Consider the following 20774-nt stretch of genomic DNA (forward strand, 5'->3'; position numbering starts at 1 on the left):
CGTGGCCGCTAATGTCCGGGCATGTCCGCCCTCGTCGGGCGACCGGCGCGTCAGGCGTCGCCGAAGACCTCCCGCACCACGAGGGCCATGCCGAGGACGTCGTAGTACTCGACCTGGGCCAGCCAGGTGTACTTGTGCCCCTTGAGCGCCCGGTTGAGATCGGCCGCCGAGCAGGCCTTCTTGCCGAGCCCGTTGCGGTCGGCGTTGACCGGCTCGCCGGTGAGCCAGCCGGCGTTGCACTTGGCGGTCACCCGGTAGAAGGTCAGGTGGCCGTTGTAGCCGAGCTTGCGGCCGTTGAACAGCAGCGTGTTGTCGTCGAGCCGCTTGAGCTGGCCGCGCTGGGTCTTGGAGGCGAAGTCGAAGTTGAGGAACTCCCGCACCCGGATCGCCTTGCCGCCGCGGTACTCGATCCGCACGGTCTCAGGGCCGAGGGCCAGCGCCCAGCCGATGTCCTTGGCCGGGCAGCGGGTCTTGCCGAAGCCCTGCTTGTCCAGGTTGAACTGGCCCTCGGACTCCTTGAGGTGGCACTCGACGTACACGCGGGAGAAGGCGGCCCCGGTGTAGTCGAGGCGGATCTCCTTGGCGCCCTTCTTGTGCTTGAGGGCGTAGCGGGCGGGCTGGCCCTTGGGCTTGCCGTAGGTGGCGGTCATGGGCGTGATCCGCAGGTGCCCGGCGCCGTCCGCCCAGGCCACGCCGTACAGGGTCTGGGTGGGGGCGGCGGCGGGCGCGGACAGCAGCCCGAGGACGAGTGAGGACGCGGCGAGCACGTGCATGGTGGCGGTTCCCCCGGAGGTGGCCGGACATCGACACCCTTAGGACGCGCGAGACCGCCGCGATGTTCACGTCCGGTAGGTGATCACTCCGTCACTGTCGTCCTTGGACAGCCGGCGCATCAGGTAGAGGCCTTCCAGGGTGAATTCCAGGGCCGCGGCGGCGTGGCCGGGCGACTCCTCCTCCAGCCCGAGCCGCGACATGATCTTGGCCAGGCCCTCGACCGGGCCGATCTGCCGCAGCAGCTCGCCGGCGGGCACGAGCTCGCCGGACTCCACCTGGTTGCCCTCGGTGAAGCGGTCGGTGAGCGCGGTGAGGTCCATGCCGCCCAGTCGGCCGCGGAAGGTCTCGGCGGTGGCCCGGCGCAGCAGGTGCGAGAGCACCTCCAGCTCGCGGCCCTCCTCGCTGACCTCGAACTCCACCTTGCCGCGCAGGCTGTGCACGACGACGGGCAGGTCGCAGACGCGGGCGACGGCCTGTGCCTCGCCGGTCAGCGCGGCCCGCCGCACCGCGGAGGCGGCGGCGGTCTCGGCGGCGGCGATGGAGAAGCGGGCCGAGACGCCCGAGCGGGTGTCCACGGCGGTGGACTCGCGCACCAGCCGGGTGAAGCGGGCCAGCACCTCGATGAGGTGGCCGGGGACCTGCGCGCCGATGTCGGCCCGCGACTCCTGGCGGATCAGCTCCAGCTCGTGCTCGATGGTGAGCGGGTAGTGGGTGCGGATCTCGGCGCCGAAGCGGTCCTTCAGCGGGGTGATGATCCGCCCGCGGTTGGTGTAGTCCTCGGGGTTGGCGCTGGCGATGAGCAGCAGGTCGAGCGGCAGGCGCAGGTTGTAGCCGCGCACCTGGACGTCTCGCTCCTCCAGCACGTTGAGCAGCGAGACCTGGATGCGCTCGGCGAGGTCGGGCAGCTCGTTGACGGAGAAGACGCCGCGGTTGGTGCGAGGGACCAGGCCGTAGTGGACGGTCTCGGGGTCGCCCAGCGTGCGCCCCTCGGCGATCTTGATCGGGTCGATGTCGCCGATCAGGTCGCCCACCGAGGTGTCGGGGGTGGCGAGCTTCTCCCCGTAGCGCTCCTCGCGGTGTTTCCACGCCACCGGCAGCTCGTCGCCCAGCTCGGCGGCCAGGCGGCGGCAGCGGGCGCAGACGGGCGCGTAGGGGTGGTCGTTGATCTCGCAGCCCTCGACGACCGGCGTCCACTCGTCGAGCAGGCCGGTCACCGTGCGGATCAACCGGGTCTTGCCCTGGCCCCGCTCGCCCAGCAGGACGAGGTCGTGCCCGGCCAGCAGGGCGCGTTCGAGGTGGGGCAGGACGGTGTCGTCGAAGCCGACGATCCCGGGGAAGCGCGGTTCGCCTGCGCGGAGCCTGGCCAGCAGGTTGTGGCGTATTTCGGCTTTCACGGTGCGATGAACGTGGCCGCTCTCTCGCAACTCGCGGAGAATCCGTGGCTGTTGCACGGGAACGAGACTACGTGTCCCGGCGCGAGTTCGCATCGTGGCGAGTTGGGAGAAATCGCTGATCTCGCCATCGGCGGGGCTCTTGACCAATTCGTACGCGTGCATCCCATCGTTCTGGGGAGGATGCAGGTGTGGCAGTGTTGACGAGCCGTTTCGCCGACGGATTGGCCGTCGGAGCGGACCTGGTGGCCGCGGCCGAGTCCGCCGTGACCCAGGCGCTGTCGCGGCTGAGCGGGCCCGCCGATCTGGTCTGCTTCTTCGTCTGCGGCGAGGATCCCGACGAGGTCACCCGGGCCGGCCTGCGCGCGATGGCGGTCGCGGGCGGGGCCAAGGTGATCGGCTGCAGCGCCACGGGCGTGATCGGCGAGGGGCGCGGCGTCGAGCTGGTGCCCGCGGTGAGCGCGTGGGCGGCCTCGCTGGAGGGCGCCGAGCTGACCACCTTCACCCTGGAGACGCTGACCGCCGAGGACCGCTTCGTCGTGGTCGGCCTGCCCGAGCGCGGCCCGGAGGACCGGGTGGCGATCCTGCTGGCCGATCCCTACAGCTTCCCGACCGACGCCTTCGTCGAACGCTCCGGCGAGGCGCTGGGCGACCTGCCGCTCATCGGCGGCCTGGCCAACGGGCTGGCCGGGCGCGAGTCCGTGCGGTTGTTCGCCGACGGCGAGGTCTACACCGAGGGCGCGATCGGCGTGCTCATCGGCGGCCAGGTCAAGGTCAGCACCGTGGTGAGCCAGGGCTGCCGGCCGATCGGCCCGACCATGGCCGTCACCCGCGCCGAGGACAACCTGCTGCTGGAGCTGGCCGGGCAGCCCGCGCTGGCCCGCCTGGAGGACATCGTCAGCGAGCTGGACGAGGAGGACCGCGAGCTGGTCGCCTCGGGGCTGCAGATCGGCCTGGCCATGAACGAGTACGCCGAGCGGCACGAGCGCGGCGACTTCCTGATCCGCGGCGTGCTCGGCATCGACCCCGAACGTGAGGCGGTCGCCATCGGCGACGTCGTCGAGCTCGGCCGGACCGTGCGCTTCCAGGTGCGCGACGCCGAGACCGCCGACGAGGACCTGCACTCGCTGCTCGACGCCCACCGCGAGCGGCTGGGCCAGGTGGACGGGGCCCTGCTGTTCTCCTGCAACGGGCGCGGCTCGGCCATGTTCGGCAGCGCCGACCACGACGCCGTGGCCGTGCGCGACACCCTCGGGCCGGTCGGCGTGGCCGGGTTCTTCGCCGCCGGCGAGGTCGGGCCGGTCGCCGGCCACAACCACGTGCACGGATTCACCGCATCGGTCCTAGTGTTCTCCTCGTGATTCTCGCGATCGACATCGGCGGCACCAAGATGGCCGCCGGTCTGGTCTCCGCCGACGGCACGGTCGTGGACTCGCGCCGCACCGCCACCCCGCAGGGCGCCGGCGCCGAGGCGTTGTGGGCCACCCTGGAAACCCTCATCGAACCGTACGGCGAGGCCGACGGCGTCGGCGTGGGCTGCGGCGGTCCGATGACCTGGCCGGAGGGGGCGGTCTCGCCGCTCAACATGCCCGGCTGGCGCGGTTTCCCGTTGCGCGCCCGGCTGGCCGAGCGCTTCGGCGAGGTGCGCATCCACAACGACGCCATCTGCGTGGCCGCCGCCGAGCACTGGCGTGGCGCGGGGCGGGGGAGCGCGAACATGCTCGGCATGGTCGTGTCCACCGGGGTGGGCGGCGGGCTGATCCTCGGCAACCGGCTCATCGACGGCGGCAGCGGCAACGCCGGGCACATCGGGCACGTCGTGGTCGAGCCGGTGGGCGGGCCGGTCTGCGGATGCGGCGGCTCGGGCTGCCTGGAGGCCATCGCCCGCGGCCCCGCCCTGGTCGAGTGGGCCCTGGCCCACGGCTGGACCCCTGGCACCCGCTCCACCGACGGCGACGAGGCCCGCCAGGCCGGCGCGGCTCATCGAGAGGACCGCCCGGCCGGCGCGGCCTATCGCGAGGATCGCCCGGTCACCGGGCGGGACCTGGCCGCCGACGCCGAGGCGGGGGACGAGGTGGCCCTGGCCGCGCTGGCCCGCGGCGGCTGGGCGCTGGGCGTGGCCATCGCCTCGGCGACCGCGCTGGGCGACCTGGACGTGGTGACGATCGGCGGCGGCGTCTCCCAAGCCGGGCCGCTCATCTTCGGCCCGCTGGAGGCCGCCCTGCGCGAGCACGCCCGGCTCGACTTCACCCGCCGCGTGCGGGTGCTCCCCGCGGCCCTGGGCCAGGACGCCGGCCTGGTGGGCGCCGCGGCCCTGCTCCTGGCCGAGAGCCGCTACTGGAACCCCTGAACGCCGCCGGCCCGGCTCAGATGCCCCGCCCCCACTCCCGGTCCATGATCTCCCCGACCTCCTTCTGCTTGGGCCGGGCGGCCTCGTCGAACTCCCGGCCGCAGTCCAGGTCGGCGAGCGCCGTCCTGACCTCCTTCGCGAAGTACGGCTTCGCCTCCTCGGGCGTCATCCGGGGCATGTAGTTCATGGTGGCCTTGGGGTACTGCTTCTTCCCGAGCGCCCAGAGCTCGTCGAAGATCAGGTCGGAGGCGGCCCGGCCGATCTTGCTGGGCTTGGCCGAGGTGACCTTGATCCCCTGGCCCTTGAGGCAGTCGGCGTAGGCGACGGCCAGGTCGGCGAGCCGGGCGTCGCCGTCGAGCAATCGGGCGGTCACCGCCTCCCAGGCCTTCGAGTACTGCTCGCTGTGATCCACGTAGCCCTTGACGGTCTTGCCGGTCTCCGCCTTGACGCGTTCGACGAAGCACTTCTCGCTGGCCTTGAAGTAGGAGGCCGCCTGGCTCTCGGACAGCTTGCTGGTGATCTTGTCGTTGGGGTTGTCGTCGTACATGGAGGCCGGGTTGGCCTGAGGGTCCTTGGGCATGACCAAGGCGGCGAAGGCGTGGAAGCCGTACTTGGCCCGGTACCGCTTCGTGGCCTCGTAGTCGCCGTTGTCGAGCTTCGCGGCGTCGGCGGTCTTGGGGCGTTTCGGCACGAAGGGCACGTAGCGGAAGCCCTTGCGTTTCATGCAGGCCGCCTTCCACTCCTCGGCCGCCCGCTCCTGCTCCTCCAGGCTCTTGGCGGTGGCGGTGGCGGAGGGGCTGGCCGGGGCGGGGCCGCCTGCCGTACCGGCTGGGGCCCCCGCCGCACAGCCGGTCACGACAAGCAGCAGGAGCGGTAAGACGGGGCCGGATCGGGTGAGGCCCATGGGTTCTCCTATCTGAGGGCGTCGACGGGTTCCATCCGTGCCGCCCGGAGGGCGGGGTACAGCCCGGCCAGGAGGCCGACGAGCGCCCCGGCCAGCGGCGCGGCCACGGCGAGCCGCGCGTCGAGCACCGGGGTCCACTGCTTGGCGGCCGAGACCGCGACGATCGCCGCCACGCCGAGCGAGGCGCCGATCACCCCGCCGGTCAGGCCGGTGAGCGTGGACTCCAGCAGGAACTGGGCGGCGATGTGCCGCCGGGCGGCGCCCAGCGAGCGGCGCAGGCCGATCTCGCTGACCCGCTCCATGACCGTCACGAGGGTGACGTTGGCGATGCCGACCGCCCCGACGACCAGCGACACCAGGCCGAGGATGAGGAAGAGCGCGTTGACGTCGTCCTGCACGCCGTCGCGGGCCCGGGTGGGGCTCGGCGGCGACAGGACCTGCAGCATGCCCTCGTTGCCCGGGCTGAGCGCGAGCGGCGCCTGCCGGGCGATGAGGTCGGCGGCCCCGAGGCTGGTGTTGATCAGCACCCGGGTGACGGTGGTCAGCCCGAAGCGTTTGCCGATGGTCGGCGGGACGAGCACCGCGCCGGCGAGGTTCTTCTCGCGCCGCAGGTCGCCGAGGATGCCGATGACGGTGTAGGCGTGGTTGCCGATGAAGACGGCGGGCGCGCGGTCCAGGCGGGTGACGCCGAGCATCTTGGCGGCCTGCTGGCCGAGCACGACGACGGGGTCCTTGCGGGCCAGGTGCCCGGCGTCGTAGAAGCGGCCCTGGAGCAGCCGGCCCTTGACCGCGGCGGGCAGGGCGGGCCCGGCGGCGACCACGCTCAACGTCTGGTCGGTGACCCGGGTCGGGTCGAGCAGGTTGTTGGAGCGGACGCTCAGGTTGGCGCTCTTCTTGCTCTCGCCCAGCGCCTCCGCCGAGGTCACCCCGCGCAGCCGGGTCACCTGCGCGACGGCGTCCCAGCCGACCAGCGGCTTGGCCGCGTCCTCGGGCACCTCGACGGTCACCGAGGTGGCGACCAGTTCGTCGAAGCGGCCGACGATCTGGTTGCCGGCGGTCGCCGCGACGCCCAGCGTGATCACCAGGGTGGTGATGCCCAGGACGGTGCCGAGGGTGGTCAGCGCCGAGCGCACCGGGCGGGCCAGCATGCCGGCCATCGCCTCGTCGAGCAGGTCACGGGGATGCATGGCGGCTCACACCTCCGCCAGCACGCCGTCGGTGATCCGCACCCGGCGCTCGGCGCGGTCGCTGACCTCGGTCTCGTGGGTGATGACCACGATGGTCAGGCCCTGCGCGCGCAGCTCGTCGAACAGGTCGAGGACCGCGGCGGTGTTGCGGCTGTCCAGGTTGCCGGTGGGCTCGTCGCACAGCAGCAGCGACGGGCGGCCCAGCAGGGCGCGGGCGATGGCCGCCCGCTGCCGCTCGCCGCCGGACAGCCGGTCGGGCAGGAAGTCCACCCGGTGCGACAGGCCCACCTGCTCCAGCGCGCGCAGGGCCCGCTCGCGCCGGCCGCGGCGGGGGTGCCTGCCGTACACCTCGGCGAGCATGACGTTCTCCACGACGCTGCGGTGGGGGAGCAGGTGGAAGGACTGGAAGACGAAGCCGATCCGGCTGCCGCGCAGCTTGGTGCGGGCGCCGTCGCGCATGGTGGTGGTCTCGATGCCGTCCAGCCGGTAGCTGCCCCGGGTCGGCCGGTCGAGCAGGCCGAGCACGTTGAGCAGGGTGGACTTGCCCGAGCCCGAGGGTCCGACGATGGCCAGGTAGTCCGACCGGCGCACGCTGAGCCGTACCTCCGACAGGGCCCGCACCGGGGGTTCGGTGGGGAACTCCTTGGTCAGCTCGTCGAGTTCGATGACCGGGGGATCGTCAGGCACTGTTCACCACCACCCGGTCGCCTTCCTCCAGGTCGCCGGTGACCTCGACCTTGCCGTCGGCGGTCAGCCCGGTGCGGACCTCGACCTCCTTGGTCTGGTCGGGCGCGACCTCGACCTGCACGCGCGGCCGGCCGTCGGCTGCGGTGATCACCGCGGCGACCGGCACGACCAGCACCGGCTTGTCGGTGGCGCCGACGGTGATCCGGACGGTGACCGTCGCGCCGGACAGGCCCTTGAGGCCCTTCATCGAGTCGGGCGTGATCAGCACCGGCTCGGAGCTGAGCGGGCCGTCCTCCTCCTGCTGCTGCGGCTTGTCCTCGGCGGCCAGCTCGGCCTTGTCGCCGACGGCGGTCACCGTGCCGGGCAGCTTGCGTCCGGACTCGGTCTCGATCTCCGCCGTCAGGCCCTCCTTGAGCAGGTCGGACTCGGTCACGTCCACCGAGCCGCTGACCACGAAGGAGGAGCTGGTCACCGTGGCGAAGGCCTTGTCCACGAGCTCGCCGGCCTTCACCCCGGCCTTGTGCAGCCGCGCGGGCAGCTTCGGCAGGAAGACCACCTCGCCGGGCGGGATCGTGGTGCCGTGCGTGCGCGAGAACTCGGCCAGGAGGGCCCGCGCGGCCGACAGGTCCCGCTTGGCGTTGGCCACCTTGAGCCTCACCGGCGACAGCTCCCGCGCCTGCCGCAACGCCTGCTCGGCACTGGCATGGGCCTCCTCGGCGACCCGGACGGCCTTGCGCAGCTCGGTCAGCCGCTTGGCGCGCGCCAGCCGGGCCTCCTCCCGCGCCCGGCTCAGCGCCGCCCGCGCGGAGGCCAGATCGGCACGGGCGTTGGCCAGCTTGAGGTCCAGCAGGCTGGTGTCCACCGGCGTCGGCTGCGGCGCGGGCGTCGTCGTGGCCGCCGGCGTCGGCTGGGTCAGGGCCGCCGCCAGCTCCTGCTCCGCCGCCAGCACCTTCTCCTCAGCCGCCCGTACGGCTGCCGCCGCCGCCTCCAGCTTGGCCTCGTCCTCCGGGGTGTACTCCTGCTTCTCGGCGGTCGCCAGCGCCTTCTCCGCCTCGCGCAGGTCCTGCTTGGCGTTGTCCAGCTTGAGCTTGAGCGGCACCACGTCGTGCCCCCGGTCGAGCTCCTTGCGCTGGGTCAGCAACGTCTCCTCGGCGGCCTGGACCGCCTTGCGCAGCGTGTCGAGCTGCTGGCGCTGCTCCAGGGTGGGCTGCTGGGCCTCGTAGCCGCGCCTGGCGTAGAACTTCCGCACCGCCGCGACCGTGGCCTGGTCGAACACCCCGGTCCTGGGCGCGCCGAAGCCCAGCTTGCGCAGCGCGCGCTGCAGTTGCCTGACGTCGGAGCCCTTGGCGCCCGGGGCCAGGGTGCGGTGCATCGGCACCTTGCCGGTGAAGGCGAAGACCGGGCGGCCGTTCACCTCCATGAGCACGCCGCCCTCCTTGACCCGGCCGGGCTGGGGAGCCCGGGTGGCGCGCTGGGCGGTGTCGCTGCCGCCGACCACCCCGGCGAGCGTCACCGGGAGCGGCGAGCCGTACTCCATGGTTCCGGCGACGACGACGGTGCTGACCAGCTTGCGGCGCTCGACCGGGGCGGTGACCAGCGACGGCTTGGGCGGGGTGCGCAGCGCGGCCTCGTCGGCGGGCGAGCGCAGGCGGGTGCTGACCACCCAGCCGCCGGCCGCGACCAGTAAGACGGCGGCCAGGACGAGCAGCAGCTTGACGCGTCGCGATCGCATCTCAGACGCGCACCAGCCCGTACTTGTCGAGGATCACGGCGTAGAGCCCGTTGTAGACCGGGTTGAAGGCGGCGAAGAAGTCCTTGCCGCACTCCAGGTCGTCCATGGCGACCTTGATCTCCTTGTCCAGCAGCGGCCGGGCCACGGCCGGCGGCACCTGGGGGAACTTCGAGGGGTCCTTGGGGTCGCCGTACTCGGCGATGAGCGCGTCGTACTCGGGGCTGAAGTGCTCCCAGACCCACGAGGTCAGCTCGCTGGGCTTGGTGCGCCGGATCGGGTACCCCTTGCCTTTGAGACACTCGGCGTAGGCCGCCGCCAGCTCGACGAACCTGGCGTCGCCGTCGACCTGGGCGTTGATACGCTGCGTCTCCTTGTCCATGAGCTCGTAGTAGGCGAGCTGCGACTTGACGCTGATGCCGAAGACCTCCCGGACCGCGGTCACGAAGCACGCCTCCTTGGCCTGGTCGTAGGACTCGGCCTGGGCCGCGGAGAGCGAGTCGCGGATGGCCACGTTGGGGTTGGCCTCGGCGGGCATCACCTTCTGGCCGCCGGGCAGCTCGTTCGGGTAGACCCAGACGGAGAAGATCTGCAGGCCGAGCTTGGCGCGGATCTCCTTCATCGCCTCGTAGTCGCCGTTGTCGGCGCGCTTGCTGACCTCGGCCTGCACCCGCGGGGTCGAGATCGCCACGTACTTGAAGCCCTTCCGCTTCATGCAGTCGGCGATCACGGCTTCACGCTCGCGGCGCTTGTCGTTGACCGTGGTCGCGGTGATGCTCGGCGCGGGGGCTGCGCTCCCTCCGGTCCCGCTGGGGGCGGCGGCGCAGCCGGCGAGCAGCGCCAGGCCCAGCGCGCCGCTGACGATCAGTCGGGTGGACACAGGGGGTGCTCCGGTTCAGAGGGGGTGCGGGAGTTTTCCGGCAGGCCGGACAGAGCTCGCGCCGGCGGAGGCGGATCTCAGGTCAGAATGCGCAGATGGCCCCCAGCGTGCGGCTGGTGACCAGGGCGGCGGCCTGCTGCATGCGCCGGGCCTCGGCCGCCACCAGGCCGCTGCCCTCGGGGGTGATGCGGAAGTAGCGTCGCCGGCGGCCGTTGACCACCTCTTCGCGTTCGACCACGATCACGCCGTGGGCGGCCAGCCGGTCGAGCGCGCCGTACAGCGTGCCGACGGCGAGCACGACCCGGTCGTGGGTGAGCGCGGCGACCCGTTTGAGGATGGCGTGCCCGTGGAGCGGGCCGTCCAGGAGTGCGGCGAGCACGTAGTACGTCTGCTCGCTCATGGCGGCGGCGTCCCTGGGCATGGCGGCACGATATTCCGTTTCGCGGAGTATCGTCAAGGGCCGGGCTCAGTCGAGCGCGTGCCTCCGCTGCCGGTACGGCACCGCCGCCGCGGCGAAGGTCATGAACCCGAGCAGCCCCCAGTACCCGAGGTGCTGCCCGGTCAGGTCGCTGAGGTGCTGGGCCATCTCGGTGGAGACGGCGACGAGGTAGAGCGCCCCGCCGAGCGCCCAGCGCGGGTCGCGGGCGAGGTAGCCGGCCCACACGCCGGCCCCCAGCAGGGCCGCCTCCAGGATCAGCCGGCTGAGGCTGAGCGGGTAGCCGAGGTCGCGGTCCATCCACTCCGGCCCCATCCAGGCCAGCGCCGGCACCAGCGCCAGCCACCAGCCGGAGCGCACGTGCCCGGCCCGCCGGGAGGCGAGCGCGATCAGGCCCACCGCCACCAGCACGTAGGTCGCGCTCACCGCGAACGGCGTGGTCGACCTGAACAGCGGCTGGTCGGTGAGCAGGTCGGGATAGACCGGCAGCAGGGTGAGCTCGAAGAACTGCTGCCCGTCGGAGATCGTGAAGGCTTTGACGCCGGTCAGCGCCACCAGGGGCAACGCGATCAGGTGATGGCCGCGCAGCACGGCCAGGAGCGCGGCCAGCGAGAGGGCCGTCCAGATCGGGACCGACCCGGTGTAGGGCAGGAACGCCGCCGCCTGCGCCACCATGATCGCGGTGAGGCCCAGGTGCAGCCCGTCCCACCACGGGTTGGTGCGCGTGTTCGCCCGCACCCTGGCCTGCACCCCGCCGGCGACCAGGCCTGCGCACTCGCGGGCCGCGGGCAGCGTGCGGCCGGGTTCCGCGGTCTCCAGCAGGACGTCGAGTAACTCGTCGCCGTGCGCGTCCCGGTAGCCGGCGGGATAGAACCGCAACATCGCGCGGTAACGCCGCTCCAGGCGCGTCATGCGAATTTTCGGTTCATGACCAGGGAGGCGGCTTCCATCATTCGCCGCGCCTCCGCCTCCAGCAGGGCCCGGCCGGTGTCACTGATCCGGAAGTAGCGTCGCCCGCGCCCGTTGACGACCTCCTCGCGGTCGACCACGATCACGCCGCGGTCGCTGAGCCGTTCGAGGATGCCGTATAGCGTGCCGACCGACGGCTTCACCCGGCCGCCGGACAGCCCGGTGACCACCTTCATGATCGCGTGACCGTGCAGCGGTCCGTCCAGGAGCGCGGTCAGCACGAAGTACATGGGCTCGCTGACTTCGTCGGTACCCCTCGGCATGTCGCTGAACATAACACGCGTCCCGCGGGGGCGCAGGAGCGCTCAGGCGGGCCGCCGGGGCTGGAAGAGCCAGGCGTCGAAGAGGCTGTCGAGCTGCTTGCCGGACCGCTTCTCGGCCAGCGCCACGAACTGCTCGGTGCTGACGTGCCGGTGCCGGTTGGTGGTCGCCCACTCCTTGACCAGCTTGAAGAAGACCTGGTCGCCGACGGCCTTGCGGAGCGCGTGCAGGGTCATGCCCCCGCGGGTGTAGACCGACTCGTTGAACAGGTCGCCGGGCCGGGCCTTGCCGGGCGGGTAGGCCCACATCGGGTCGGAGGCCGGCCGGGCGCGGAAGCCGGCGAAGATGGTCTCGGCGGTGCTCCGGCCGCTGTGCTCCGACCAGAGCCACTCGGCGTAGGTGGCGAAGCCCTCGTTGAGCCACAGGTCGCGCCAGCGCTTGATGGTCAGCGAGTTGCCGAACCACTGGTGGGCCAGCTCGTGCGCGACGATCGACTCGTCGGGGTCGAAGCCGCCGTACATCGGCTTGGTCTGGTTCTCCAGCGCGTACCCGGCCGGGAAGTCGTCCACCACGCCGCCGGTGGAGGAGAACGGGTAGGGGCCGAAGACGGTGGCCCAGTAGTCGGTGATCTTCCCGGTGTTGGTGTGGAGCCGGTCGAGCGCGGAGCGGAAGCGCGGGTCGGCCGCGGTCAGGTTGGGGATGCCGGACGGGGTCCTGCCCTGGCGCAGCTCGAACTTGCCGAGCGTCATCGTGGCCAGGTAGGTCGCCATCGGGTGCCGCTCGCGCCAGTGGTAGGTGGTCTTGCCGCCGGAGGTCGTCGCGGGCCGGCTCATCTCGCCGTTGGCCAGCGCCACCAGCCCCTTGGGCACGGTGATCTCGAAGTCGAAGCGCGCCTTGTCGGCCGGGTGGTCGTTGGCCGGGAACCAGGTCTTGGCGCCGTTGGGCTCGCAGGTGACGAAGGCGCCGTCCTGGGTGGGGATGAAGCCGTAGGTGCCGAGGTTGCTGGAGTCCTTCACCGGCTGGGGGCGCCCGGAGTAGGTGATCACGGTGGTGAAGCGGGCGCCGTCGGCGATCGGGGCGGCGGGCACGATGGTCAGCTCGTCGCCCTTGCGGTCGAATGTGGCCTTGGCTCCGTCCACGCTCACCTGGTCGACGGTCAGCCCGGCCAGGTCGAGGTTGAAGCGGCTCAGCGCCTGCTTGGCGCTCGCCTGGACGGTCGCGGTGCCGGTGAGGAAGCGTCGGCCCGGGTCGTAGCCGAGCTTGAGCCCGTAGTGCGCGACGTCGTAGCCGCCGTTGCCGTCGAGGGGGAAGTCGCGGTCGCCGATGCCCGGCGCGCCGGCGTCCTGCACCGGGGGGCGGGCGGCGGGGGTGGGCGCGGCGCTCCCGCCTGAGGGAGAGCAGGCGAGCGCGCTCAGCAAGACGGTGACCACCGCGAGTGACCTCATGGAACAGGAAGCCTACGACAGGCGGGCCACTCGCTCAGGCATCTACGACGAGCGTCTTCGCCGCCTTGTCGTGCAGCGCCTGCTTGCGCTCGTCGAACAGGATCCAGCCGAGGTTGACCAGGCTGCCGATGCAGCACAGCCAACCCAGGACGACTTCCACGAACTGCCGCAAAGCGGCTTGACCGACGCCGACCGGCACCCCGGTGACGTTCACCACCCGGATGCCGAAGGCCTTCTTGCCGACCGTCTGGCCGTTCCAGAACGAGTGCAGCAGCCAGTAGTAGAGGAAGGAGATCACCCCGGCGGCGAAGACGTGCTCGACCGGGACCCGCTCCCAGATCCCCAGGCTCTCGTTCCAGACGTCCCGGTAACTGGTCCAGCTGAACGGCGAGGAGACGATCCCCACGATGATCATGTCGAGGATGCCTGCGAAGAGCCGCCGCCAGCGACCCGCGAGTGGTGCCATGTCGCCAAGATCACCATTCGCGGGTCAAGGGAAACCCGGCGATTCCTACAGGTTGCCGCGACGCTCCTGCTCGCGCTCGATCGCCTCGAACAGGGCCTTGAAGTTGCCCTTGCCGAAGCCGAGCGAGCCGTGCCGCTCGATCAGCTCGAAGAAGACGGTCGGCCGGTCCTGCACCGGCTTGGTGAAGATCTGCAGCAGGTAGCCGTCCTCGTCGCGGTCCACCAGGATCTTGCGCTTCTTGAGCTCCTCGATCGGCGCCCGCACCTCGCCGATCCGGGCGCGCAGCTCCGGGTCGTCGTAGTAGGAGTCGGGGGTGTCCAGGAACTGCACGCCCGCCGCCCGCATGTGGTCGACGGTGGTGAGGATGTCGTTGGTGGCCAGCGCGATGTGCTGCACGCCCGGGCCGCCGTAGAAGTCGAGGTATTCGTCGATCTGCGACTTCTTCTTGCTGATCGCCGGCTCGTTGAGCGGGAACTTGACCTTGCGGGTGCCGTCCGCGACCACCTTCGACATCAGCGCCGAGTACTCGGTCGCGATGTCGTCGCCGACGAACTCCGCCATGTTGGTGAAGCCCATGACGTGCCGGTAGAACTCCACCCACTCGTCCATCTTGCCGAGCTCCACGTTGCCGACGCAGTGGTCGACCGCCTGGAACAGCCGCCCGTTCTTGACGTCGGGCGCCGCCACGAGCGGCTTCGCCGGGACGTAGCCGGGCAGGTAGGCGCCGGAGTAGTTCGACCGGTCGACCAGCGTGTGCCGCGTCTCGCCGTAGGTGGCGATGGCCGCGAGCACGACCTTCCCGTTGTCGTCCTCGATCGTGTACGGCTCCGCCAGCCCGCGGGCGCCCTGCGCGACCGCGTGCGCGTAGGCGGCCTCCACGTCGGGCACCTCGATCGCCAGGTCGATGACGCCGTCGCCGTGCTCGGCCACGTGCCGCGCCAGCCAGGTGCCGGGCCGGATCGAGGAGCGGAACTCGAACCGGGCGCTGCCGGAGGTCAGCACGTAGGCCGCCTCCTCCCGGCTGCCGTTCTCCGGGCCTCGGTAGGCCACCAGCTTCATGCCGAAGGCGGTCGAGTAGTAGTGGGCGGCCTGCTTGGCGTTGCCCACCGCGAAGACCACCGCGTCCATGCCGTTCACCGGAAAGTTGTCGCTCATAGGGCCAACGATTCATTTTGATGGGCGGGTTGTGCAACAGTTGCTTAAATGAGTGGACAATGTGCCCATGACGATCGACGAGCTTGACGCCAAACTGCTCAATCTGCTCGCCGCCGAGCCGAGGCTCGGCGTGCTGGAGTCCTCGCGGCGGCTCGGCGTCGCGCGTGGAACGGTGCAGGCCCGGCTCGACCGGCTGGCCGCCCGCGGGGTGATCACCGGCTACGGGCCGGACGTCTCGACGCAGGCGCTCGGCTACGACGTCACCGCCTTCGTCACCATGGAGATCCGGCAGCTCGCCGGGCACGACCCGGTCGCCGACCGGCTCGCGCTCATCCCCGAGGTGCTGGAGGTGCACACCATCACCGGCGGCGCCGACCTGCTGTGCCGGGTGGTCGCCCGGTCCAACGCCGATCTGCAGCGGGTCATCGACCAGATCGTGGAGATCCCGGGGGTGCTCAGGACCTCCTCCACCATCGTGCTCGACACGCCCGTGCCGTACCGGATCCAGCCTCTGGTCAGCGACGTTCCGCGCCGCCGTACGAGCTGAGCACCGTTACCCCTCGTTTATCCTTTCGCCACACAGTAGTGATCGGGGGGGTTTGCGCGTGCGGTTGCCGAAACGCCGGGTGGTTCGCTGGATACTCATCGTCATGGGGGCCGGCCTGGTGACGGGGCTCGGGCTGTTCGCCGTGGCGTGGGCGATGACCCCGATCCCCGACAGCACGCAGAAGCAGGCCACCGCGCAGGGCTCGGTGATCTACTACCGCGACGGCAAGACCGTGCTGGCCCAGCAGGGTGTCAACCGCAAGAACGTGCCGCTGGCCAAGGTGCCGCAGCACGTGCGCGACGCGGTGATCGCCGCCGAGAACCGCTCGTTCTACGACGACAGCGGCGTCTCGGTGAAGGGCACCGCCCGCGCCCTGTGGTCCACGGTCACCGGGCAGCAGCTCCAGGGCGGCTCGACCATCACCCAGCAGATGGTCCGCAACTACTACAGCGGCCTGAGCCAGGAACGTTCCGTGGTGCGGAAGTTCAAGGAGATCCTCATCTCCCTCAAGGTCGACCAGTCCAAGTCCAAAGACTGGGTGCTGGAGCAGTACCTCAACACGATCTACTTCGGCCGCGGCGCCAACGGCGTCCAGGCCGCCGCGCAGGCCTACTTCGGCAAGAACGTCGAGCAGCTCAGCACCGCCGAGGGCGCCTACCTCGCCGCGGTCATCCAGCAGCCCAGCCGCTTCGCCGACCCCAAGGGCGACGAGCTGGCCGCCGCCAAGGCCCGCTGGCAGTCGGTGATCGACGCCATGACGCAGACCAGGGCGCTCACCCGCGAGCAGGCCGCCGCCGAGACCTTCCCCACGCTCAAGGCGCCCAAGAAGCCCTTCGAGCTCAAGGGCCAGGGCCAGTACATGCTCGACCAGGTGCGCGCCGAGCTCAACCGGCGCGGCTACACCGACGAGGACATCAACGGCGGCGGGCTCCGGGTCGTCACCACCTTCGACAAGAGCCTCATGGCCGCCGCCGAGCGCGCGGTCAAGAGCGTGCTGCCGGCCGGCACGCCCAAACAGGTCCGCACCGGCCTGGCCGCCGTCGATCCCGCCACCGGCGAGGTCGTCGCCTTCTACGGTGGGCGCGACACCGACAACCAGTACGACAACGCCTTCTCGGCCAAGGTGCAGGCCGGCTCGACCTTCAAGGCCTACACGCTGGCCGCCGCGCTCGACAACGGCTTCACCCTCCAGTCGCGGGTGGACGGCAACTCGCCCATGCGGGTCGCCGGGGCGCGCATCCCCAACTCCGGCGGCGCCTCCTACGGCCAGGTCACCCTGGTCAGAGCCACGCAGAGCTCGGTCAACACCGCCTTCGTCGACCTCGGCCAGCAGGTCGGCCTGGACAAGGTGGTCAAGGTCGCCCAGGCGGCCGGGCTGCCCGCCGAGCAGCTCCGCCCGCACGCCTCGGCCGCCACCCTGCCGCTCGGCGTCGCCTCGGTCAGCGCCGTCCAGAACGCCTCCGGCTTCGGCGCATTCGCCAACAACGGCGTCCACGTCGAGGCGCACGTCGTGCGCTCGGTCACCGACTCCAAGGGCCGCAAGGCGACCATCACGCCCACCCGCGCCACCGTCGTCACCAAGCAGGCCGCCGCCGACACCACCTACGCGCTGGAGCAGGTCGTCACCTCCGGCACCGGCACCTCGGCCCGCCTGTACGACCGGCCGGTGGCCGGCAAGACCGGCACCACCGACGCCTCGGCCGCCGCCTGGTTCACCGGCTACACCCCGCAGCTCTCCACCGCCGTCAACCTCTTCCGTGACGACAACAAGACCGTCGTCGTCGGCGGCAGCGCGCAGTACGGCGGGCAGATCCCCGCCCAGATCTGGCGGGCCTTCATGAGCGAGGCGATGGACGGCAAGCCGGTCGTCCCCTTCCCCGAGCCCTCCACCCCGGTCTACTCCTACGACCAGGGCGACGACACGGGCCGCCAGGAGGAGACCCCGTCCCAGGACCCGTGGGAGGACGAGGACTTCTGGGAGGACGAGAACGGCGGCGCCCCCCAGGACCAGGACACCACCGAGATCACCCCCATCGTCCCCGACGCCCAGGGCGACGGCCCCAGCGACCAGGCCCCGTCCGACCAGAACGACCAGAGCCCCGGCCAGAACGGCCAGAACCAGGGCGGCGACGACGGCCGCCAGGACTTCGGCCCACCCAGCCAGGACGACACCCCGTCCACGAGCCAGACCACACCCACCGGCTGACCCGGCCTCCGGCCGCTATCGTGGCAAGCCACGGGTTGGAGGGGCATGGCTAGTGTTTTCCTCAGCCACCGCGTCCCGGACGAGGACGCCGCGGTACGGCTGGCCACCGACTTACGCGGGCGTGGCCACGACGTCTGGCTGGACACCTGGGAGATCGGCCTGGGCGACTCCATCGTGGGCCGGATGAACGAAGGGCTGACCGGTTCGGCCTACGTCGTCCTGTGTTACTCCGATCACGGCGTCGCCACCCCGTGGATGAGCCGGGAGTGGATGTCGGCCCTGGCCCGCCAGCTCGACGGCGCGGGCGTCCGGGTCCTGCCGGTCCGGCTGACCGGCGGCTCGCCACCGGCGATCCTCGCCGACGTGAAGTACGCCGACCTCACCACGGACTGGGCGGGCGGCGTCGACGCCCTGCACCGGGCGCTCAGGTGAGCCGTGCGCGGACAACCTCTCTACATCGTGTGCGCCCAGGGCGAGGAACCGCTCGCCGAGCGGCTGGCCGAACCGCTGCGCGAGGCCGGCTACGAGGTGACGCACAGCGGCACCGTCGAGGTGGGGGAGTCGCAGGTCGGCACGGCGGCGCGAGCACTGAGCTCCGGAGCGCCGATCGTGTTGTGCGCGACCACCCGCGCGGTCGGCAGCGCTTGGGCGCACCAGATCGTGAACGCCGGCCACTCCGACGGCGACAGCCGGGTCTTCGTCGTCCAGATGGAGAAGCAGGCCTACGTCGAGCAACTGGCCGTCCGCGCCAAGGTGGCCCGCTACCACGAGGACCCGGCCGCCGGCCTGCGTGACCTGCTCCAGGCCCTGGCCAAGCGCTTCCCGCCGGTCCCGGCCGCGCCGGACCCCGCCCCCGCCCGGCCGTCCGGCGGCAACGGCCAGTACCTCGACGAGCCCAGCCCGGCGGCGACCCCCGACCACCGCGCGATCGAGCGCTTCCGCGGGCAGCTTCGCGAGGAGGCCGTCGTCCGGTTGCCGGCCGCGCTGAGCCCGGCGGAGTTCCTCGCCCGCGCCGAGGTCTGGTCCGACGGGCGGCTGACCCGCGCCGGCGCCCTGCTGTTCGGCGTCAGCCCCACCGCCGCCTGCTCGTCGGCGATGGTGAAATGCGTGCGCTACTACGGTCTCGACCGGTCCGCGCGCCGCGACATCGAGGACTGCCTCGGTCCCCTGCCCGACCAGATCGTCGCCGCCCGCGCCTTCGTCGCCCGGCACGTACGGCGCGGCGAACGGCCCAGCGCCGAGCAGGCCGAGGCCGCCCCGGTCTACGACTACCCGATGATCGCGGTGCGCGAGGTGATCGCCAACGCGGTGGTCCACCGCGACTACTCCAGGGCCGAGGCCTGCGTGCACGTCCGGGTCTTCGACGACCGCCTGGAGATCAGCAGCCCAGGCGACTGGCTGGGCAAGGACCTGCCCGAGGGCGAGCCCCAGGAGCTGACCGGCTTCGACGGCCAGTCGCTCAAGCGCAACTACCGCCTGGCGCACCTGCTGTCGCTGGTGCGGCTGGTCGAGGGCGAGGGCAGCGGCATCCCGTCGGCGCTGCGCGACTGCCGCAGCGAGCGCAGCCCGACACCGGCCGTGGCGAAGGAGGGCGGCTTCATCACGGTCACCCTGTGGCCCTGCCCGCCCGAGGAGCCGCCCCCGGCCAAGTCCGCCGTCCTGCCCCTGCCCGCCGACCTGCCGCCGGGCACGCCGCACTTCGTCGGCCGCCAGGCCGAGCTGGACGCCCTGCTGGCCATGGACACGTCCGGTGCCGCGCCCCTCGTCACCGTGATCTCGGGGATGGGCGGGTCGGGCAAGACCGCCCTGGCCCTGCACTTCGCCCGGATCGCCCGCGAGCGCTTCCCTGACGGGCAGCTCTACGCCGACCTGGGCGGAGGCGACCGGTCGGACGTCTCCACGATCCTGCGGCGCTTCCTCCTGGCCCTCGGGGCGGACCCGGACACGCTGCCCGAGGACGTCCAGGAACGCGCGGCGCTCTTCCGCGGCCAGGTGGCCGGTCGCCGGATGCTGGTGCTCCTGGACAACGCCGGATCGGAGCAGCAGGTCCAGCCCCTGCTGCCGGGCACGCCGGGGCCCACGGTGCTCGTCACCAGCCGCCGGGGGCTGCCCGGGCTGGCCGCGAGCGTCGGCGCGCGACAGGTGAGCGTCGCCGACCTGCCCGCCGCGGAGGCCGTCGAGCTGCTGGCCCGGCGGCTGGAACCCGGCCGGGCCGAGGCCGAGCCGGAGGCGCTCGCCGAGCTGGCCCGGCTCTGCGGTCACCTGCCGCTGGCCCTGGCCATCGTGGCCGCCCGGGCGAGCGCCCAGCCGCTCCTCCCGCTGGCCGCGCTGGCCGACGACCTTCGCGACACCCGGGGGCGGCTGAACGAGCTGCAGGCCGGCGACCTGAACGTGCGGGCGGTGTTCTCGCTGGCCTACGGCACGCTCACCCCGGCAGCCGCGCGCATGTTCCGCCTGCTCGGCCTGCATCCGGGGCCGGAGTTCAGCGCCGCCGCCGCTGCGGCCCTCGCCGGGCTCGACCTGGCCGAAGGGCGGGCCGCGCTCCACGAGCTCCGTGCCGCCTCGCTCCTGGGCCAGGTCTCCGCCGACCGGTACCGCCTGCACGAGCTGCTCCGCAGCTACGCCCGGGAGGAGTCGCTGGCCGCCGACCACCCCGAGGAGCGACGCTCAGCCCTGCTCGGCATGCTCGACCACTACATCGAGCGCGTCTCGGCGGCCGAGCCGGAGTGGCTGCACCGGGAAAACCACATCGTGGTGTCCCTGGTGGCCATCGCCGCGGCGGAGGCCCTGGACGACCGGGTGGGCCTGCTGGCCCAGGGGATCACGCCCTACCTCGACCAGCAGGGCCGCTGGCGCGAGCTCCGTAACAGCCACGAGATCGCCCTGGCCGCCGCCGAACGCCTGGGCGACCACGCCGCCGTCGCCGACGCCCGGTCCGGCCTGGGGCTGGCCTACGCGCAGCTCGGCCGGTTCCAGCAGGCCGTCCAGTGCTTCACGCAGGCGCTCACGGGCTACGAGCGGCTGGGCGACCGTGGCGGGGCCGGACGCACCCGGCTCGTGCTGAGCGAGCTGCTGGAGCGCCACGCCGGGCGGGCCGAGGCCGCCTCCCATGCCGAACTGGCCCTGACCGCCTTCCGGGCCATCGGCGATCGGCACGGCGAGGCCCGGGCGCTCACCCAGACGGCCACGCTTCTGGCCGAGCAGGAACGCTACTCCGAGGCCCTCGCCCTGCTCGGCGCCGCGCTGGAGCTCTACCTCGACCTGAACGACGTCGCCGGTGAGGCGCGGGTGCTGGAGGGTGGCCAGATCCTGCGCCAACCTCTCGTCGACGATCGGAAGGTCAACAACGGGTGGCGCAGCCATCTAATCCCCCAATTTCACCGAATG

19 protein-coding genes are annotated in these 20774 nt (G+C 71.9%); 6 read left to right on the plus strand and 13 right to left on the minus strand.

Features of this window, described 5'->3' with window-relative positions; all coding sequences use genetic code 11:
* Nucleotides 1-50 precede the first annotated feature (50 nt).
* A complete protein-coding gene (locus tag AB0I67_RS15045; RefSeq protein ID WP_357923277.1) occupies nt 51-773 on the minus strand; it encodes a hypothetical protein in 723 nt (240 codons plus the stop codon).
* A 66-nt stretch (nt 774-839) separates the two neighbouring features.
* Nucleotides 840-2261: a sigma 54-interacting transcriptional regulator gene (locus AB0I67_RS15050; RefSeq protein ID WP_357923279.1), complete on the minus strand. Its 1422-nt coding sequence runs from the start codon at nt 2259-2261 to the stop codon at nt 840-842.
* Nucleotides 2262-2356: 95 nt separating this feature from the next.
* On the opposite strand from AB0I67_RS15050, the gene AB0I67_RS15055 reads away from it, so the two are divergent.
* Nucleotides 2357-3526 carry an FIST N-terminal domain-containing protein gene (locus tag AB0I67_RS15055; RefSeq protein WP_357923281.1) on the plus strand — a complete coding sequence of 390 codons (1170 nt, stop codon included), beginning with the start codon at nt 2357-2359 and terminating at the stop codon, nt 3524-3526.
* On the plus strand, nt 3523-4515 hold the full coding sequence (locus tag AB0I67_RS15060; protein ID WP_357923282.1) for an ROK family protein: 993 nt from the start codon (nt 3523-3525) through the stop codon (nt 4513-4515). Before AB0I67_RS15055 ends, AB0I67_RS15060 begins: the two co-directional genes overlap by 4 nt.
* 16 nt (nt 4516-4531) lie before the next feature.
* Here the strand turns inward: AB0I67_RS15060 and AB0I67_RS15065 are convergent, their stop codons facing one another.
* The 11 genes from AB0I67_RS15065 to hppD form a co-directional block, all read right to left on the minus strand.
* Nucleotides 4532-5419, minus strand: coding sequence for a hypothetical protein (locus tag AB0I67_RS15065; protein ID WP_357923284.1), 888 nt, complete (start codon nt 5417-5419; stop codon nt 4532-4534).
* Between the two features lie 8 nt (nt 5420-5427).
* A complete protein-coding gene (locus tag AB0I67_RS15070; protein WP_357923286.1) occupies nt 5428-6606 on the minus strand; it encodes an ABC transporter permease in 1179 nt (392 codons plus the stop codon).
* A gap of 6 nt (nt 6607-6612) precedes the next feature.
* A complete protein-coding gene (locus tag AB0I67_RS15075) occupies nt 6613-7293 on the minus strand; it encodes an ABC transporter ATP-binding protein (RefSeq protein ID WP_357923288.1) in 681 nt (226 codons plus the stop codon).
* On the minus strand, nt 7286-9025 hold the full coding sequence (locus AB0I67_RS15080) for a peptidoglycan-binding protein (RefSeq protein WP_357923290.1): 1740 nt from the start codon (nt 9023-9025) through the stop codon (nt 7286-7288). Before AB0I67_RS15080 ends, AB0I67_RS15075 begins: the two co-directional genes overlap by 8 nt.
* A gap of 1 nt (nt 9026) precedes the next feature.
* Nucleotides 9027-9902: a hypothetical protein gene (locus tag AB0I67_RS15085; protein ID WP_357923292.1), complete on the minus strand. Its 876-nt coding sequence runs from the start codon at nt 9900-9902 to the stop codon at nt 9027-9029.
* Nucleotides 9903-9984: 82 nt separating this feature from the next.
* Nucleotides 9985-10323 (minus strand): PadR family transcriptional regulator, encoded by a 339-nt coding sequence (locus AB0I67_RS15090; RefSeq protein ID WP_357923294.1) that lies wholly within the window; start codon nt 10321-10323, stop codon nt 9985-9987.
* A gap of 45 nt (nt 10324-10368) precedes the next feature.
* Nucleotides 10369-11250 (minus strand): hypothetical protein, encoded by an 882-nt coding sequence (locus AB0I67_RS15095; protein WP_357923296.1) that lies wholly within the window; start codon nt 11248-11250, stop codon nt 10369-10371.
* Nucleotides 11247-11570, minus strand: a complete 324-nt coding sequence (locus tag AB0I67_RS15100) for a PadR family transcriptional regulator (protein WP_357923298.1) — start codon at nt 11568-11570, stop codon at nt 11247-11249. Before AB0I67_RS15100 ends, AB0I67_RS15095 begins: the two co-directional genes overlap by 4 nt.
* Before the next feature lie 42 nt (nt 11571-11612).
* A complete protein-coding gene (locus tag AB0I67_RS15105) occupies nt 11613-13013 on the minus strand; it encodes a M1 family metallopeptidase (protein WP_357923300.1) in 1401 nt (466 codons plus the stop codon).
* Nucleotides 13014-13047: 34 nt separating this feature from the next.
* Nucleotides 13048-13479 (minus strand): RDD family protein, encoded by a 432-nt coding sequence (locus tag AB0I67_RS15110; protein ID WP_357923301.1) that lies wholly within the window; start codon nt 13477-13479, stop codon nt 13048-13050.
* Nucleotides 13480-13524: 45 nt separating this feature from the next.
* Nucleotides 13525-14634 (minus strand): 4-hydroxyphenylpyruvate dioxygenase, encoded by a 1110-nt coding sequence (hppD, locus tag AB0I67_RS15115; RefSeq protein ID WP_357923302.1) that lies wholly within the window; start codon nt 14632-14634, stop codon nt 13525-13527.
* Nucleotides 14635-14701: 67 nt separating this feature from the next.
* Here hppD and AB0I67_RS15120 point away from each other — a divergent pair, with 67 nt between their 5' ends.
* The 4 genes from AB0I67_RS15120 to AB0I67_RS15135 form a co-directional block, all read left to right on the plus strand.
* Complete coding sequence (locus tag AB0I67_RS15120) at nt 14702-15181, plus strand: Lrp/AsnC family transcriptional regulator (RefSeq protein WP_357923304.1); 480 nt, start codon at nt 14702-14704, stop codon at nt 15179-15181.
* 103 nt (nt 15182-15284) lie between these two features.
* Nucleotides 15285-17387 (plus strand): transglycosylase domain-containing protein, encoded by a 2103-nt coding sequence (locus tag AB0I67_RS15125; protein ID WP_357923306.1) that lies wholly within the window; start codon nt 15285-15287, stop codon nt 17385-17387.
* 45 nt (nt 17388-17432) lie between these two features.
* The gene (locus AB0I67_RS15130) at nt 17433-17819 is read left to right on the plus strand and encodes a toll/interleukin-1 receptor domain-containing protein (protein WP_357923308.1); all 387 of its coding nucleotides are present in this window, start codon (nt 17433-17435) and stop codon (nt 17817-17819) included.
* A 3-nt stretch (nt 17820-17822) separates the two neighbouring features.
* Nucleotides 17823-20774, plus strand: a 2952-nt coding sequence (locus tag AB0I67_RS15135; protein ID WP_357923310.1) for an ATP-binding protein, incomplete at its 3' end; no start/stop codon positions are given.

Source organism: Nonomuraea sp. NPDC050310 (genome assembly GCF_040655795.1).
Taxonomy (GTDB): Bacteria; Actinomycetota; Actinomycetes; order Streptosporangiales; family Streptosporangiaceae; genus Nonomuraea.